Origin of the sequence: Pullulanibacillus pueri (genome assembly GCF_014639255.1) — a bacterium.
Taxonomy (GTDB): Bacteria; Bacillota; Bacilli; order Bacillales; family Sporolactobacillaceae; genus Pullulanibacillus; species Pullulanibacillus pueri.
This window is the reverse complement of the sequence record NZ_BMFV01000010.1, coordinates 39,797-55,859: the sequence shown is the minus strand read 5'-3', so window position 1 is coordinate 55,859 and position 16,063 is coordinate 39,797. Positions and strand designations below refer to the sequence as shown.

15 protein-coding genes are annotated in these 16,063 nt (G+C 40.4%); 2 read left to right on the top strand and 13 right to left on the bottom strand.

Annotation, left to right across the window (positions count from 1 at the left end):
* Window positions 1–88 precede the first annotated feature (88 nt).
* The 10 genes from IEV91_RS08265 to IEV91_RS08220 form a co-directional block, all read right to left on the bottom strand.
* Window positions 89–883, bottom strand: a complete 795-nt coding sequence (locus IEV91_RS08265) for an MBL fold metallo-hydrolase (protein WP_188496954.1) — start codon at window positions 881–883, stop codon at window positions 89–91.
* Between the two features lie 3 nt (window positions 884–886).
* Window positions 887–1,756, bottom strand: a complete 870-nt coding sequence (gene yycI, locus IEV91_RS08260) for a two-component system regulatory protein YycI (RefSeq protein WP_188496953.1) — start codon at window positions 1,754–1,756, stop codon at window positions 887–889.
* Window positions 1,753–3,120: a YycH family regulatory protein gene (locus tag IEV91_RS08255; RefSeq protein ID WP_188496952.1), complete on the bottom strand. Its 1,368-nt coding sequence runs from the start codon at window positions 3,118–3,120 to the stop codon at window positions 1,753–1,755. Before IEV91_RS08255 ends, yycI begins: the two co-directional genes overlap by 4 nt.
* Window positions 3,113–4,936 (bottom strand): cell wall metabolism sensor histidine kinase WalK, encoded by a 1,824-nt coding sequence (gene walK, locus IEV91_RS08250; RefSeq protein ID WP_188496951.1) that lies wholly within the window; start codon window positions 4,934–4,936, stop codon window positions 3,113–3,115. The genes IEV91_RS08255 and walK overlap by 8 nt, the downstream gene beginning before the upstream one ends.
* Window positions 4,937–4,942: 6 nt before the next feature.
* Window positions 4,943–5,644, bottom strand: coding sequence for a response regulator YycF (gene yycF, locus IEV91_RS08245; protein WP_188496950.1), 702 nt, complete (start codon window positions 5,642–5,644; stop codon window positions 4,943–4,945).
* A gap of 566 nt (window positions 5,645–6,210) precedes the next feature.
* Window positions 6,211–7,497, bottom strand: a complete 1,287-nt coding sequence (locus IEV91_RS08240) for an adenylosuccinate synthase (RefSeq protein WP_188496949.1) — start codon at window positions 7,495–7,497, stop codon at window positions 6,211–6,213.
* A 465-nt stretch (window positions 7,498–7,962) separates the two neighbouring features.
* Window positions 7,963–8,148: a hypothetical protein gene (locus IEV91_RS08235; protein WP_188496948.1), complete on the bottom strand. Its 186-nt coding sequence runs from the start codon at window positions 8,146–8,148 to the stop codon at window positions 7,963–7,965.
* A gap of 85 nt (window positions 8,149–8,233) precedes the next feature.
* The gene (dnaB, locus tag IEV91_RS08230; protein ID WP_188496947.1) at window positions 8,234–9,604 is read right to left on the bottom strand and encodes a replicative DNA helicase; all 1,371 of its coding nucleotides are present in this window, start codon (window positions 9,602–9,604) and stop codon (window positions 8,234–8,236) included.
* A 93-nt stretch (window positions 9,605–9,697) separates the two neighbouring features.
* Window positions 9,698–10,141, bottom strand: coding sequence for a 50S ribosomal protein L9 (gene rplI / locus IEV91_RS08225; RefSeq protein ID WP_188496946.1), 444 nt, complete (start codon window positions 10,139–10,141; stop codon window positions 9,698–9,700).
* Window positions 10,138–12,108: a DHH family phosphoesterase gene (locus tag IEV91_RS08220; RefSeq protein WP_188496945.1), complete on the bottom strand. Its 1,971-nt coding sequence runs from the start codon at window positions 12,106–12,108 to the stop codon at window positions 10,138–10,140. The genes rplI and IEV91_RS08220 overlap by 4 nt, the downstream gene beginning before the upstream one ends.
* A 983-nt stretch (window positions 12,109–13,091) precedes the next feature.
* Between IEV91_RS08220 and IEV91_RS08215 the strand changes: the two genes are divergently transcribed.
* The gene (locus tag IEV91_RS08215; protein ID WP_188496944.1) at window positions 13,092–14,000 is read left to right on the top strand and encodes a cation diffusion facilitator family transporter; all 909 of its coding nucleotides are present in this window, start codon (window positions 13,092–13,094) and stop codon (window positions 13,998–14,000) included.
* 53 nt (window positions 14,001–14,053) lie between these two features.
* Window positions 14,054–14,530, top strand: coding sequence for a chemotaxis protein CheW (locus tag IEV91_RS08210; protein ID WP_188496943.1), 477 nt, complete (start codon window positions 14,054–14,056; stop codon window positions 14,528–14,530).
* Window positions 14,531–14,808: 278 nt separating this feature from the next.
* On the opposite strand, the gene rpsR is transcribed toward IEV91_RS08210, so the two are convergent.
* The 3 genes from rpsR to rpsF are packed head-to-tail and all read right to left on the bottom strand — an operon-like array spanning window position 14,809 to window position 15,898.
* Complete coding sequence (rpsR, locus tag IEV91_RS08205) at window positions 14,809–15,036, bottom strand: 30S ribosomal protein S18 (protein WP_188496942.1); 228 nt, start codon at window positions 15,034–15,036, stop codon at window positions 14,809–14,811.
* Between the two features lie 28 nt (window positions 15,037–15,064).
* Entirely contained in the window at window positions 15,065–15,577 is a 513-nt protein-coding gene (ssb, locus tag IEV91_RS08200; protein ID WP_188496941.1) for a single-stranded DNA-binding protein, read from the bottom strand.
* A 30-nt stretch (window positions 15,578–15,607) separates the two neighbouring features.
* A complete protein-coding gene (gene rpsF / locus IEV91_RS08195; RefSeq protein ID WP_188496940.1) occupies window positions 15,608–15,898 on the bottom strand; it encodes a 30S ribosomal protein S6 in 291 nt (96 codons plus the stop codon).
* Between the last annotated feature and the right edge of the window lie 165 nt (window positions 15,899–16,063).

Genomic DNA, 16,063 nt, shown 5'->3' with positions numbered 1-16,063 from the left:
AAAGCGAGTGATCTGAAGCGGAAATCCACATCGTCCTGCTGGCCAGAAGTTTTATAACTTCTGATCTTTTAAAAAAAAGCCGTGTTTTTCACACGACTTCTAATTTCGTAGGCATCTCTGGATCCGTATCATAAAGCCGGAGGGCTTCACCAATGCGCAAGCCTTCTTGCTCCAAGCGTTGCTGAACGGTCATACGGGCGAGTTCCTTCATGTTATTATCTTTACTTAAGTGAGCCAAATAAATCTTCTTCGTGCGGTCATCTAAAACGTCAACCAAGGCCGTACCGGCGTCTTCATTCGAAATATGGCCAGAATCTCCTAATATCCTGCGCTTCACGTTCCACGGATAGCGTCCAGCCATTAACATGGAGATATCATGATTCGCTTCGATTATGTACGCATCAGATTGCTGAATGGTGCCTTTTATTTTATCTGAGACATAACCTACATCAGTGAGGAGTGTGAGACTTTTTTGCGCCTGGCGAAAGACAAAGAACATCGGTTCCGCCGCATCATGAGATACACCAAACGACTCGACGTCAATATCACCAAACATTTTAGTACTACCACAATCAAAAACAAATTTTTGATCTGTTGGAATCTCACCAATGGAACCACTCATAGCGGCCCAAGTCTTTTCATTCGCATAAATGGGAAGGCGATGACGACGTGAAAAGACGCCAAGGCCTTTGACATGATCACTATGTTCATGAGTGACCAAAATGGCATCCAAGTCTTTGGGAGAACGATTAATTTTAGAAAAAAGTCCCTCCATCTTTTTACCACTTAAGCCGCAGTCCACAAGGAGTCTATACTGCTCACTTTCGACATAAATGGCGTTACCTGTGCTGCCACTCGCAAGGACACTAAATTGTAAAGCCATCGTTTAATCCCCCGTTTCTTCCCCGTCATCAATGGGCGTGACATTTAAATCCGAAACAAAGTAACCTTGAACACCGTCTGTTAATTTCACTTTTATATACCAAGCAGGAATGTAATTTACCGTAGATTGCACTTTCATATCTTGAACAATATTGATATAGCATAGATTAATCGCTAGAATTTCAGGCTTCTTCAAAATAGGAAGGTAATTGTTATTCCAAAGCTGCTGCAGCGCATCCTTTGGCGTGACATCCATCGCCATTTTTTCTCCTGAATCTTCAATATGAATATAGGTTTGATCATAGCCAATGACCTTATTATTCTTCACTTGAACATTGAGTGTACTGACTTCACCCTTTGGAATAGAGAACACCTGATAATCATTAAACGTTTGAATGAAATGATAGGTTGTCTCGCCATCCTCCGCTTTATCACTACTCCAATATTGGTACTGATCTCCTTTATAAACATAAGTTTTTAAGAAGGCATTAATATCATCTGAACTTGGGTTTTTCGGCAAGGTAATCGTCTGCTCAAACTCTACATCCAGTTTCATATTACTGTTATCTAGACTATATGAAAAAACTTTTTTATCTTTGCCCCCGCTTAATTTATTGAGTACTTTTTTTATCGCAGAGTTATTAAAATCAATAGGCGTCCCTTCTAAAAAGGTGACCTGCTGTTTTGCATTGGGCATATCGATCTGGGACGTATCGATTCTTTTGGATTGAATGAGCTGATCAAAGTCCGGGTCACTTTGGCTCTCATATTGTTCTTGATACTCATGGCGATTATGCCACATCGTATAGCCTAAAAAGATATTGAGGAGAAGAAAGCAAATAATAAAGATGGTCTTTGTTTGCCCCCAATTCATTGCCCACTTCCCCCCAATTGATTGTTCACATTTTTGTTTTTCAATTGTGCATTTCGTTCAGCATCACTTTGTGAAATTAATTCATTCCACTGGTCATCTTTTTTATATAACCAAGATGGGGTTAAGGTGACCGACTGCTGATCTTGGTTTTTATATAAAATATAACCGACACGAATATCTTGAATATCCTTTAGATTTTCGCCATTTTCTTTGAGGATAGCAAGGGCCTCTTGTCCAGAATAAAGATGAACATTATCACCTTCATAAAGACGAACAGAATTCAAGTCCAACAATGTTCGATTAAATTCAGTCAACTGCCCCTTATTCCACTTCATATAAACCATGGTTTGGTAGGCATTCGTCGGACTATAGACAGGTAAATTATCAATCATCATCCGGAAGCTCACATCGGATTCCCCGTTTGTCGGTTTAACAATATAATCATCATAAATATAATGATCAGTCCAACCGCCTAAACTATTAACCTTTGCCCAGCTTTCATAAATCGTGTCCATATCCTGTGAAGCACTTGAAGAGCCGTTATACGATTTGAAAGTGAGCACATCCTGATCTGAAGACAACATATTCTCCCCATCCGTATAAACGCCACTGCCATTAGGCGTAACTTGACTCAAGTCAGGAAATAAAATTTGTTCAAAACGCTCAATCTGCACCGGCTTATAGATAAACGTTTTCGGTGTCATATTTGTCATGGCCTTTTCCGGCAAATAGATCTTTTTCCCGTTTTTTACTTCTTGGGCCATATATTCAGACCAGATCTCCCCTAAATCCTTCTCATTCCCTAAAGATTCTATTTTACTGACATTAAAGTTTTTGCTTGTCGCATAAAAAACACCTTTGCCTGTCGCATCCTTAAACACAATTGTTGCTGTTTTCGATGCGTTGTTTGTCTCATCTGATTCTAAGATTAAAGCAATCTTATAGATCATGAGATTATTCGGTAGGCTGACATTATCATTAGAAAATTTAAAGAGACTCTGGATCAACTCTGCGGTAATAGGTGCAGAGAAAACTAATTCATATTCCTTATTAAGATGAGATTCATCAAAATTTGTATTGACTGGAAGTGTCCATCTGGCCGCTAAAATCGTGCTGAACATACGATCAATGACATCACTATCGACATTGCCATATAAACGATGATTGGTATGGATAATAAACTGATAAGGCTTCACGACATCGTTTAAATTATAAGATTTCGAGGTTTTGGCAATACTCGCACTCTGCACAGAAGTTTTCGGTTCTTCCTTAAAATCCCCTTGGAAGGTCCATATGTTCCACGTGAAAAACATACTTAATAAAACAAGAACGGTAAGAAGAATTGTTTTAAAAGTTTCACGCATCCATATTCCCTCCTTTTGACAGTGGGAGTGTAAAGAAAATGGCTGTTCCTTTATTCCATTCGCTGTCGGCCCAAATTTCGCCGCCATGAGCAGCAACGATCTCTTTTGCAATGGCAAGACCTAAGCCTGTCCCTCCTAGTTTACGAGAGCGCGCCTTGTCTACACGGAAAAAGCGATCAAAAACCTTTGTCAGATTTTCCTTTGGAATCCCGACCCCTTCGTCTTTAATACCCGTGACCAAATGGTTACCCTTTTGGATGACCTTAAATGTAATGCGTCCACCATCTGGTGAATACTTAATCGCATTTGAAATAATATTATCGATAACCTGTGTCATTTTATCGCGATCAAGGTATGTGTAGATCGGTCCTTTTGGCAGTTTCAGTACAAATTCGATGTTCTGTGTCTTCGCCATTTCAAAGCGGTCAATAATATCACTTAAGAAGGCAATATAGTTGGTTGTTTCTTTATTGAAATTTGAATCATCAGCATCTAATTTGGAAAGCTGAAGTAAGTCATTAACGAGGCGAATCATCCGTTCGGTCTCATTTTGGGTCACACCGAGAAACTTATCTCTTAATTCCTCATCTTCTACAGCGCCGTCAGACAAAGCTTCTAAATAACTTCTCATCGTCGTCAAGGGTGTCCGAAGTTCATGAGAAACGTTGGCAACGAACTCGCGGCGTTCCTCGTCAATTTGCTCTTGCTCAGTGACGTCATGAAGGACTGCAATCAGACCGTCTAATGCGCCATTTTCCTTTAAAATGACGGAAAAATTCACGCGAATGAGTAATTTTTGGTGCTCAGTACTAAAGTCGAGCATCATAGAGTCCTGCATCTCGTATAGATCATCAATGTGGTATTCATCTTCAATATTCAACAACGATATAATAGATTTCCCAAGAATAGCCTGACGATAGACATGTAGGAGTTCTTCAGAGCGATCATTTAGGAGAATAATATTCCCGTTACGATCGGTTGCAATAACGCCATCCGTCATATAGGTCAATACCGAATGCAGGCGTCGCCTCTCTGCCTCTGTTGTTGCGTTGGCTTCTTGAAGACGATCAGTCATATTATTAAATGAATCCGCTAATTGTCCAATTTCATCATCATCATTATGATCAACTCGGAGGGAAAAATCTCCTTCAGAAACTGCTCGAGCCTGTCGTCTCATTTGGGCAAGGGGCTTAGTAATCGTGCGCGCAAGGAAGAAGCCCAGCAAGGCTGTGACAATTAATGCAATCACAATAGCCGAAGCGAGATAATTATTGGTTGTCCGCAATTCTTTATAAATCTCATTGAGGGAGTTTTCCATATAAAGTAATGCAAACTTATCTTGCCCTTGATTGATATAAATTGGTGTTGTCACAATCATGACGCGGCTATTATTTTTAGTTAGGATTCTTGGTTTGGTCTTATTAGAGGTATATAAATCCTTGACGACATATGGATTATTACTCTGTTTTCCCACTTCATTCGTTTTATTATCATTCGAAGCGAGGATAATGCGGTCCTTAGAAAAGACTTTGACACTCGTGTCATCCCCTGCATCCGCTAACTGAGCTTGGATAGCATCAGAGATGGCCTTCGTATCCCCCTTATTGGTCTCCTGCGCCTTCTTGATCGCCTCGCTAATAAAATAGGACAGCGTGTTAGCTTCCTTTTCCATTGAATCCTGCTTATTTTCTATATAACTTTTCTCTAAGGAGGTGCTAAAATCTACGCCAATTAACTGCATCGCGAGTAAAATCAATAAGGTATAAATCAGGACAAATTTAAATTGGATCGATTTAAAAAAACCGAACATACGCATAAATGATTACTCCTGCTCAGGATTTCTTAAATAATAGCCCACACCACGACGTGTAATGATCCAAGCGGGTCGACTCGGATTATCTTCTACTTTTTCCCGCAATCGTCGGACGGTAACATCAACCGTACGGACATCACCAAAATAATCGTATCCCCATACCGTTTGCAATAAATGCTCCCGTGTCATCACTTGACCAAGGTGCTTGGCTAAGTAATAGAGAAGCTCGAATTCCCTATGTGTGAGTTCAATAGGTTCCCCGCGTTTGGTGGCAAGATAAGCATCTGGGCGAATCGCCAAGGCGCCAATGGTGATCTCTGTCACTTCATCTTCTTTTGAAGCAACTTGCTGGTGGCGACGAAGATTGGCCTTAACACGGGCAATGAGCTCGCGATTACTAAAGGGCTTGGTGACATAATCATCGGCGCCCATTTCTAATCCTAGCACTTTATCTATTTCTGAATCTTTAGCGGTGAGCATAATAATGGGCATGTTATATTTCTTTCTAATTTCGCGGCAAACTTCCATGCCATCTCTTTGCGGTAGCATCACATCAAGGAGAATCAAATCTGGCTCCTCTTGTTCAACCTTCTCGAGGGCCTGTTCCCCATCATAGGCTACCGTGACACTAAAGCCTTCTTTTTTCAAATTAAACTCTAATATATCTGCAATTGGTTGTTCATCATCAACAACTAGAATTTTCTCATCCATAAAAGTCACTCCTTCAAGGATTATACGACTTCATTCAATCTATTTTATCACACCACAAAGGGTTTGAAAATGAACTCGGCACCTTATGCCTATATATGGTAAATAACACATTCTCTTAAAGCGCTTTACTTTTTTCTCACAAAAAGTAAAGCACACTTTTTGGAGACCCCTTTATGGTAAGAAGGAAAACAAGCAACCTAGAGTGGAGATGAACACCTTTTGATGACACCCATTTATGCTTTCTTTTCCTTTTAGAAAAACCGGGCGAAAAGCATGCCCGGTCCTCATTCAGTTGGGTATTAAAAAGTTTTTTACCAAAATGCTTCATCAGTATCAAGTGGATTGAAGCGGAAGACGCGAGACTCCTTCGGGAACAGCACGTGTCCGAAGATCCATTTTGGAACACACAGATTAACCATTCCAAAATGAGCTGAGGCCGTGCCCGAGGAAAGCGAGCGTTCTGAAGCGTAAATCCACACCTTCCTTATGACCAGAATCAGAATTTTATACATTCTTATATTTATAAAAAGCCACCGCGGTAACGGTGACTTTTTAAATACCTTCTATTAAGCAAACACTGGACGGATAAGATGAGTTTGGTCACGATCAGGTCCTACTGAGAATATTGAGACAGGAGCACCTGTTAATTGTGAGACCCTTTCCAGATAGTGTCTCGCATTTTCTGGCAGCTCATCAAGCCCCTTGATTTGAGTAATATCTTCTTTCCAACCAGGCATTTCTTCATAAATCGGTTCACATTCAGCAAGGATCTTAAGACTTGCTGGATATTCCTCAATCGTTTTATCTTTATATCTATAAGCGACACAAATCTTAACAGTGTCGAGCCCTGTTAATACGTCTAAGCAGTTTAACGTCAGGTCTGTAATCCCGCTGACACGCTTGGCATGACGGACAACAACACTGTCAAACCAACCGACTCTTCTTGGTCTTCCTGTTGTCGTTCCATATTCACGACCAACCTCACGAATGGTATTTCCGATCTCATCATGAAGTTCAGTTGGAAAAGGACCATCGCCCACGCGTGTTGTATAGGCTTTTGTTACACCGACGACGTGATTGATTTTAGTCGGCCCAACGCCTGCCCCTATGGTAACCCCACCGGCAACAGGATTGGAGGACGTTACAAAGGGATAGGTGCCTTGATCAATATCAAGCATAACGCCTTGTGCGCCCTCAAAAAGGACCCGCTTGCCCTGATCCAATGCATCATTTAACACAACAGAAGTATCACATACATAAGGCGCTATTGCCTTTCCGTAAGCAATATATTCCTCATAGATGTCTTCTAATTTAAATCCTTCTGTTTCATAAACCTTTTCTAATAAACGATTTTTTTCGTCGAGGTTTTTCTCGAGTTTTTCTTTAAAAGTATCCGGCTCTAGCAAGTCTGCTACACGAATCCCCACCCGTGCGGCTTTATCCATATAAGCAGGACCGATCCCTTTTTTTGTCGTTCCAATCTTCCCGTCACCCTTACGCTCTTCTTCAACACAGTCCAATTTGATGTGATAAGGAAGCACGATATGAGCACGATTACTAATACGTAAATTATCTGTTTGTACGTCTCGCTCATGTAAATAATTAAGTTCAGCAACTAATGATTTCGGATTGACAACCATGCCATTACCAATTACACAGATTTTATCCTTGTAAAAGATGCCAGAAGGAATAAGGTGAAGCTTGTACGTTTTTCCGTCAAATGCAATCGTGTGGCCTGCATTATCCCCGCCTTGATATCGAGAAATGACTTCCGAGTTACCTGACAAGTAATCCGTAATTTTTCCTTTCCCTTCGTCACCCCATTGGGCACCTACTACAACAACTGATGGCATAAAAAGAGGACCTCCCAGTAAATTCTTTTTCCATATTTAAATTATTCGTATCAAAAAAGCAACACCTCAATTTTAGCAATACCATTCCTTATAGTCAATGGTATTTACGAACAATTAATAGATATTTAGATTTATATGTTCGTATAATTAGGGAGAATATCGAGACCGCGCCCCCTGAAAAGCGAGCAGCTTGAAGTGAAAATCAACACACTTTTCACTTTGATTTTAGACAGAATTTTCTGCCTGGTTGTGACGAGAACAACCGGGCAAGTGCACCCTGTCCCAAGTTATGTACTGGAAAAATTTCCTTATACAAAGGGATCGTCTGTAACAAGTGTGGATTGGAGCCGAAGACGCGAGACTCCTTCGGGAACAGCAACCAGCGTTACTTCACGAGTGAACTTCGAGTTGTTCCGAGAAAGCTGACGACGAAGTGATACGAGTAGACGCAGGAACAGGGGGTTTTTATTCATTAATACTTGGAACACAAATCTTCATTCCAAAATGAGCTGAGACCACTAAGGACGATCGGTTAAAATCGTCACGTCCTGTGACAACACCGATCCTACCCACATCCTGTGGGCATGAGGAAAGCGAGCGTTCTGAAGCGGAAATCCACACCGTCCTGATGACCAGAATATTCTGATTCACTTTTAAAAAAATCCATCTCTTCTTTATAAAATAAAACAAAAGGACAGCTCAAAAAAGGAGCTATCCTGAAATTAAACGAGTCTATTTACGCCATGCTGGCGGGAATTTCATTTTCATTGTGTCGTCTTTCTAAATTAACAAATTTGTTATATTCCTTTACAAAGGCCAGTTCAACCGTACCCACTGGGCCGTTACGCTGTTTGGCAATAATGATTTCAATAATATTTTGATTTTCGGATTCCTTATCATAATAATCATCACGATAGAGGAAGGAAACAATATCAGCATCTTGCTCAATACTTCCTGATTCACGAATATCAGACATCATTGGTCGCTTGTCCTGTCTTGATTCCACACCACGGGATAGCTGCGACAAGGCAATAACAGGGACTTCTAGCTCTCTGGCTAATGCTTTGAGAGATCTTGAAATTTCCGAAACCTCTTGCTGACGATTTTCATTTCGACCTGAAGAATTCCCTTGAATAAGCTGCAGATAATCAATAAGAATCATGCCGAGACCTCTTTCTTGGTGAAGCCGACGACATTTCGCTCGAATTTCATTAATGCGCACACCAGGGGAATCATCTATATAAATCCCAGCATTTGAAAGGCTCCCCATCGCCATCGTAAGTTTTTGCCAATCGTCTTCCTCCAGCTTCCCGGTACGAAGCTTTTGGGCGTCAATATTGCCCTCTGAACAGAGCATCCGCATGACAAGCTGGTCGGCTCCCATCTCTAAACTAAAAATCGCAACATTTTCATCGGTTTTAGTCGCCACGTTTTGAGCAATATTTAAGGCAAAAGCCGTTTTACCTACGGAAGGACGGGCAGCGACGATAATCAAATCGTTCTTTTGAAATCCCGCTGTCATGCGATCAAGCTCAGTAAATCCTGTGGGAATCCCTGTAATATCTCCCTTACGATTATGAAGGAGCTCAATATTGTCATAGGTTGTAACCAATACATCCTTAATCGATTTGAAGGCAGAGACTTTCTTTCTTTGTGCGACTTCAAAAATACCCTTTTCTGCCTCATCGATAATAACATCGACATCGTCTTCTCTTGTATAGCCATCAGAGACGATTTGTGTGGCTGAACGAATTAATCGCCTAAGAAGTGATTTCTCTTCGACAATCTGACTATAAAATTCAATATTGGCTGCCGTAGGGGCTGAATCTGCAAGCTCACTTAAATAGTCAAGTCCTCCTACTTCGTCTAATAGTTTCTTGTCTCGGAGTTCTGAAGTTAATGTGACAACATCTACCGGTTCTCCCCGCTCTGAAAGTTCAAGCATAACCGAATAGATGCGTTGATGACTAGCACGGTAAAAGTCTTCTGGGAGTAAAGATTCTGATGCTGTTACAATCGCTTGCGGTTCAAGGAAGATGGCACCTAAAACAGCTTGTTCCGCTTCAATATCCTGAGGCGGTGTACGATCCGCAAATAAATCACTCATACCGACTGACTCCTTTTAGAGGGATTAAAAAATGAAAGAAAGAAGTGCAGGTCCCTTGATGATTTTAAGTCCCTACACCCTTTTAATTTTAAACTATTGTTCTTTAACATGAACCTTCAATACAGCTGTTACATCATGATGGAGTTTGATGGGGACATCTGTATAGCCTAATGTGCGAATCGGATCAGAAAGCTCAATTTTTCGCTTATCGACCTTGAAGCCCTTTTGTTTTAATTCTTGAGCAATCTGTTTACTTGTTATCGAGCCGAATAACCGACCACCTTCTCCAGATTTAGCAGAAAGCGTGATCTCTGTTTTTTCTAGCTTTTCTTTGAGCACCTTGGCTTCAGCAAGCTCTTCCTGTGCGCGCTTTTCTTCACTGTGCTTTTTATTTTCGAGTTGCTTTAAATTTCCCTTATTAGCCTCAACAGCAAGGTTTTTGGGAAGAAGATAATTTCTTGCATAACCTTCCGAAACGTTTTTGACCTCGCCTGCTTTGCCTTTCCCCTTGACATCTTCTAGAAAAATGACCTTCATTCTGTTTCTCCTCCTTCAAGATAGTCATCTATTGCCGCTTTTAATTTTAGTTCCACTTCTTTAAGCGGCACCTTTAGCTGAGTCGCGGCATTCGTTAAATGACCGCCACCCTCTAATGCTTCCATAATCACCTGGACATTAATGTCGCCTAACGAACGTGCACTAATGCCGATATAGCCATCAAGTCTCGGAGCCGCAACGAAGGAAGCCTTGACATCATTCATTGAAAGCAGAGTGTCTGCTGCCTGTGCCATCACGACTTGATCAAAGACATCCTCCTCATCACCAATCACTATGGCAATATGATCCCGATACATTTCTGTCTTTCTTATAAGTGCAGTTCGGCGATTAAATTGATCTAGATCTTCTCTTAATAACCTTTGAACTAAAATGGTATCGGCCCCATGTGATCTTAAGTATGAGGCGGCATCAAACGTCCGTGAGCCCGTTCTAAGAGCAAAGCTTTTGGTATCTACTGTAATACCAGCAAGCATGGCAGTGGCCTCAAGGACCTTCAATGGACCAGAATTCGGCTGATATTCAAGAAGCTCTGTGACAAGCTCCGCTGTCGATGAAGCATAAGGTTCCATATACACAAGCACTGGATCATGAATGAAGTCCTCACCGCGTCTATGGTGATCAATGACAACAACCCGATCGGTTTTATTTAATAATCGTGGTTCCATCGTCATGGAGGGTTTGTGAGTGTCTACAACAACCACTAAAGAATTTGTTGTCACAAACTCAACCGCATCGTCATTAGAAATAAATTTTGCCCATAGTTCTTCATTTTCTTGAATGGCATCCATCAAGCGGATAACCCCTGGACCATAGTTATCAGGTTCGATGACAACCCGACTAAGCTTCCCGTTACCCTCAGCCATTTTCATGATGCCAATGGCCGCTCCAATCGCATCCATGTCCGGATTTTTATGGCCCATCACAAACACTTGATCACTTTCACGAATCAACTCGGATAACGCTTGAGAAATGACCCTCGCACGTACCCTCGTTCTTTTTTCTACTGGATTGGACTTTCCACCGTAAAACTCCACTTTCCCTGAAGGCTTCTTAATAGCCACCTGATCTCCGCCACGCCCGAGCGCGAGGTCTAAAGCGGACTGTGCCATCTGTCCAAGCTCAGGTAAATCCGTAGAGTCCTTCCCTACCCCAATACTAAGGGTAAGCGGAATGGTTGCATTGGTTTTGATTTCTCTTACTTTATCTAATACATCAAAACGATTTTTCTCTAATTCACTTAGAATCCTTTGGCTAAAGACGGCCATAAATTTTTCTGAGGAGAATCGCTTTAAATAAATCCCATGGTCCGTTCCCCATTGTTTAATCAAATTTGTTACTTCGTTATTAATACTACTTTTAATTTGATCATCCATGCCTTGAGTAATTTCCTCGTAATTGTCCAAATAAATAATGCCCAAAACAGTTTTCTCATTGACATAGCGATCTTTGACAATATTGATTTCAGTCACATCTGATAAATAAAGAAGACGTTCCTCAGGGCGCGTAATGACCTTATATCTTCTTTTTTTAATGGAGATAACCCTTTGGTCCGTTTCTCCTTTTAAAATCGGTATAAGGGTCTCTGAGATAGTATTCAGAGAGTGGGATATAATGGACTCTTCTTCCGTAAGTGACATTACATAGTGATTGACCCACTCAATGTCATAATTCTCACTGTATAAAATAATACCAATAGGCATCTCTAATAAAGCTTCTTCGCCTACTTTTTTAACCCGATGGGACAGCGTTGAAATATAATCTTCAACTTCTTTTTTTTGTTTAAGATCTTGTAACTTAAGTAAGGCTACAATAGCCCCCGCAATAATAAGACCCATCAACCCTAGTAGCCAATAATACAGGGTGAGTATAATGATAAAACATAGCGTAATAATAACAGCTATGATTGCTTTTATGTCCCATCTAGGGGGTTTTAGTTGATTTGACATAATGTCAGCTCCTCATTCACCTTCTTTATCCATTGACTCGAGACGTCACACAAAGGTCGAATCCTAAAATTTATTATACCTAATATACGAATGAGATAAAGAAGCGAAGGAACAATTAATCCCACTCTTTCACCATATTTTATTTATGACATCTATATTAAATATTTATTATAACAAAAAGATTCGACCCTGAGAGGCTTTAGGGGACTTTAATTATTTCCATTTAACAACCTTAAAATGGGAAGACGGCTTACCCGCAGCATTTAAAATATAAACAAAAGGACATAAGAACACCCTAACTTCCTTATGCCTAGTTCAAATGTTATTAAGATGATCGATAGAGGTGTCATGCATTAAGAGATAATTCTTAAAACTAATGCATAAACTAGACATTGCATTAATCCTACCGTAAAATTATACTTTAAAAGGACTTATAAAACAAATGAACAAGTTTTAAGAAAAACTGGACTTTCTGTTAAGTCCTAATCAATAGGAAACTTTTTCTACCCAAGCGTTTGCCTTGGAAGCTTTCTGTTAAAAAGCCAATTTTCATCGTTTGTGGCTATTCATATAGATTGCGACGTAAATTCGATCGGCGTTGGCATCTCATACCTTACTTTATTTGGTGCTAAATTACCGCTTCAGCAGAATACTTCGCTTTCCTCGGACACCCCACCGCTGCGGTCGTGCCCGAGGAAAGCGAGCGACCTGAAGCTCAAATCCACACCATAAGCAAGCAGTAATCACTTGTGAACTCTTAGCTTAATAGTTACGTCGCAATTTATTTCAACTCCTAAACTTCATGATCCTGAGAAACACAACGATCTTCTAGAAAAAGGCTTTTAAAAAATCGTCTAAGTCGGTGAACACTTATGCCATTTATTTTCTTATTAAGAATTGAACATACTAAACGATAGCGACCTGCTACCCTTGGGTCGTTTTTATTTTTCCTTAATGCAAATTTAATTGATGGGGTGAATTCTTTGGTAAAAAGAAACTATTCGGGTTGGTTTATTGCATGGATCAGTCTTATTTTTAATTTTGTTCTTACAGTTGTTAAAGTGCTTGTTGGTTACATTTTTCATAGTACAGCGCTACTTGCTGACGGCATACATAACGGTGGAGATGTCATTGCTTCTCTTGCAACCTTGAGCTCCATGAAAGTAGCAAACCAACCTGCTGACAAAGAACACCCATATGGACACGGAAAGGCTGAGGATATCTCTTCTAGTTTTATCTCCTTAATTCTATTAATTGCTGGTCTTTACCTTATATATGAATCCATTGTTGCTTTGTTTATGCCCGCAAAGGAAGCTAATATTTGGGCCCTGCTTGCGGCCATTGTTTCTTTGATTGTCAAAGGCATACTTTATTTTTACACGATGAGATATGGTAAGCGAACAAAAAGTAAAAGCCTTATCGCGACAGCCTATGACCATTTAGCCGATGTTTGGGCTTCATTAGCTGCCGCCATTGGTATTGGTATTGCCTGGGTTGGGAATCTCTATTCTATTCCGTATGCTGTATATGGAGATCCGATAGCCGGCATAGTGGTCTCTATTCTCATTATCAAAGTCGGTGTTGAAATGGGGATAAAATCCATCAATGTATTAATGGAGGGGAATGTTTCTGCTGAACAAATTGAGATTTATTCTAATATGATCAAAACGTTTCCTGAAGTAAAAAGAATTGATAAACTACGTGCCCGAGAGCATGGAAACTATATTCTTATTGATGTAAGAATAAGTGTCCCCGGAACATTGACAATCCAAGAGGGTCATGACATTACCCGGCAAATACGGGATTCGATCATGACAAAGGATCCTAATGTTGAAGAAGTCTTAATTCATCTTAATCCGTGGTATGCGACACCTCTTCCCCTAAAAAAATAAAGATTAACTGACGATATATTGTGTGAAGACTATTTAGAAAGAGGGATTTTATAATGGCCTCTCCAACAGTTACAAATAAGAACCAAGAGTATATTATTTTTTCTTTACATGGGCACGGTTTAGCTGTCGATCTCACCAAAGTAGAAGAAATCATTCTTCCCGTTGATGTCAAACCCTTTCCAATGAGTCCAAGACCTGTCAAAGGGGTTTTTAAATGCCGTGATGCCATTTACACTCTTATTGACCTCTCCTTTTTCTTGAACATAAAAGCTATTCATACGGGTAACGCTAATGAGCCTCGAATCATCGTCCTTAAATCCCATGAAACGACTGTAGGCATTACTGTCGATCAGATTAATGAAATCAAAACAGCACTTAAGGATGATAGCCCTCTCTCTGAGGAAGATTCTCTCAACCCACAGCTTTTCCCTGAACAAATAAAAACTGACTCCGCCTCCATCCCAGTATTAGATGTTGAGCAATTAGTCGCTTCACTTAAGGTAGAGGCGGAAAAACTCTCCGAATTCTAAAAAGACTTGGCACGCTAGCCAAGTCTTTTTACTCACATGTATGGTCAGTCAACAGAAGACGCTCAGACTTTCTTAAAAAACACATGACCGAAGAGCTACTTGTGAACCCTTCTATTTCATTCCAAGTTAAATGGGGCTACTAAGGACGATTGGCTAAAACCATCACGTCCATGTGACACCGCCTGAAGCTAGCATGTCCCTACCAAAAAAGTAAAGAACACTTTTTCCCTGCACACAAAGAAAGCGGAGTGAAAAAATCACTCCGCTTTTTTGTATGATTATTCAGTAGTATATGGTAAAAGCGCCATTTGACGAGAGCGTTTAATCGCTCTTGTTAATTGACGTTGATATTTTGCACTCGTCCCTGTTACTCGACGAGGTAAAATTTTACCACGATCAGAAATAAAGCGTCTTAGCAAATCAACATCTTTGTAGTCAATGTAAGTGATATTGTTTACAGTAAAGAAACAAACCTTACGACGTTTTCCTCTTCCACGACGTGCCATGCTAGTCCCTCCTTTTCAAAACAATTTATTAAAATGGTAAATCATCATCAGAAATATCGATCGGTTTACCATCATCTGCAAATGGATCATCCTGCCCACCAAATGGGTTATTATCGTTATACCCTCTATTCGGTGATGATGCAGGCTGTTGATAACCATTATTGGTATTTGAGCCGGGTTGTTGTGAAAAATTATTATTCGCTGGAGCATTGGCCCGCGCATTTCTGGATTCCAAAAATTGTACGCTATCGGCAACAACTTCAGTTACAAATACTCTTCGACCTTCGTTATTGTCATAACTTCTGGTTTGTATACGTCCTTCAACACCAACAAGGCTGCCCTTACCAACAAAATTCGCGGTATTTTCAGCTTGCCTTCTCCAAACAACCACTGGGATAAAATCAGCATCATGGTCGCCTTGCTGATTTGTAAATGGACGATTGACAGCAATGGTGAAGTTAGCAACTGCGGCTCCGTTTGGCGTATAACGAAGATCTGGATCCTTAGTTAAACGGCCAACCAATACTACTCGATTAATCATCAGAACCTCTCCCCGGAATTTATTTAAATCCTATTCTCTTTCGTCACGAATGGTCATGAAACGCAAGACGTTTTCATTAATTTTCGTTAAACGATCAAATTCACTAATCGCTTCATGTCCAGCAGTCACATAAAGGACTACATACACACCGCTGTTAAAGTCATCGATTTCGTATGCTAAACGACGTTTGCCTAATTCCTCAACTTCGTTAATTTCAGCACCGTTATCAGTCAAGATCTTAGCGAGGTTTTCTTTTGTTGCTTTTTCTGCTTCCTCATCCAAATCAGGACGTAAGATGTACATAATTTCGTATTTAGTCATTCCATTCACCCCTCTTTCTGTTAAAAGATCCAGCCATTCAAATAGTACAGGATGAGGTTTCTAGAAAAACCTAAAAACAAGGGCAAATCGGCCGTTACTCACAAACGCTCGGGGTTCGATGTGCACGGGTATCCGAAATGCAACGCCCTCCTTCAAGAGAGGTTT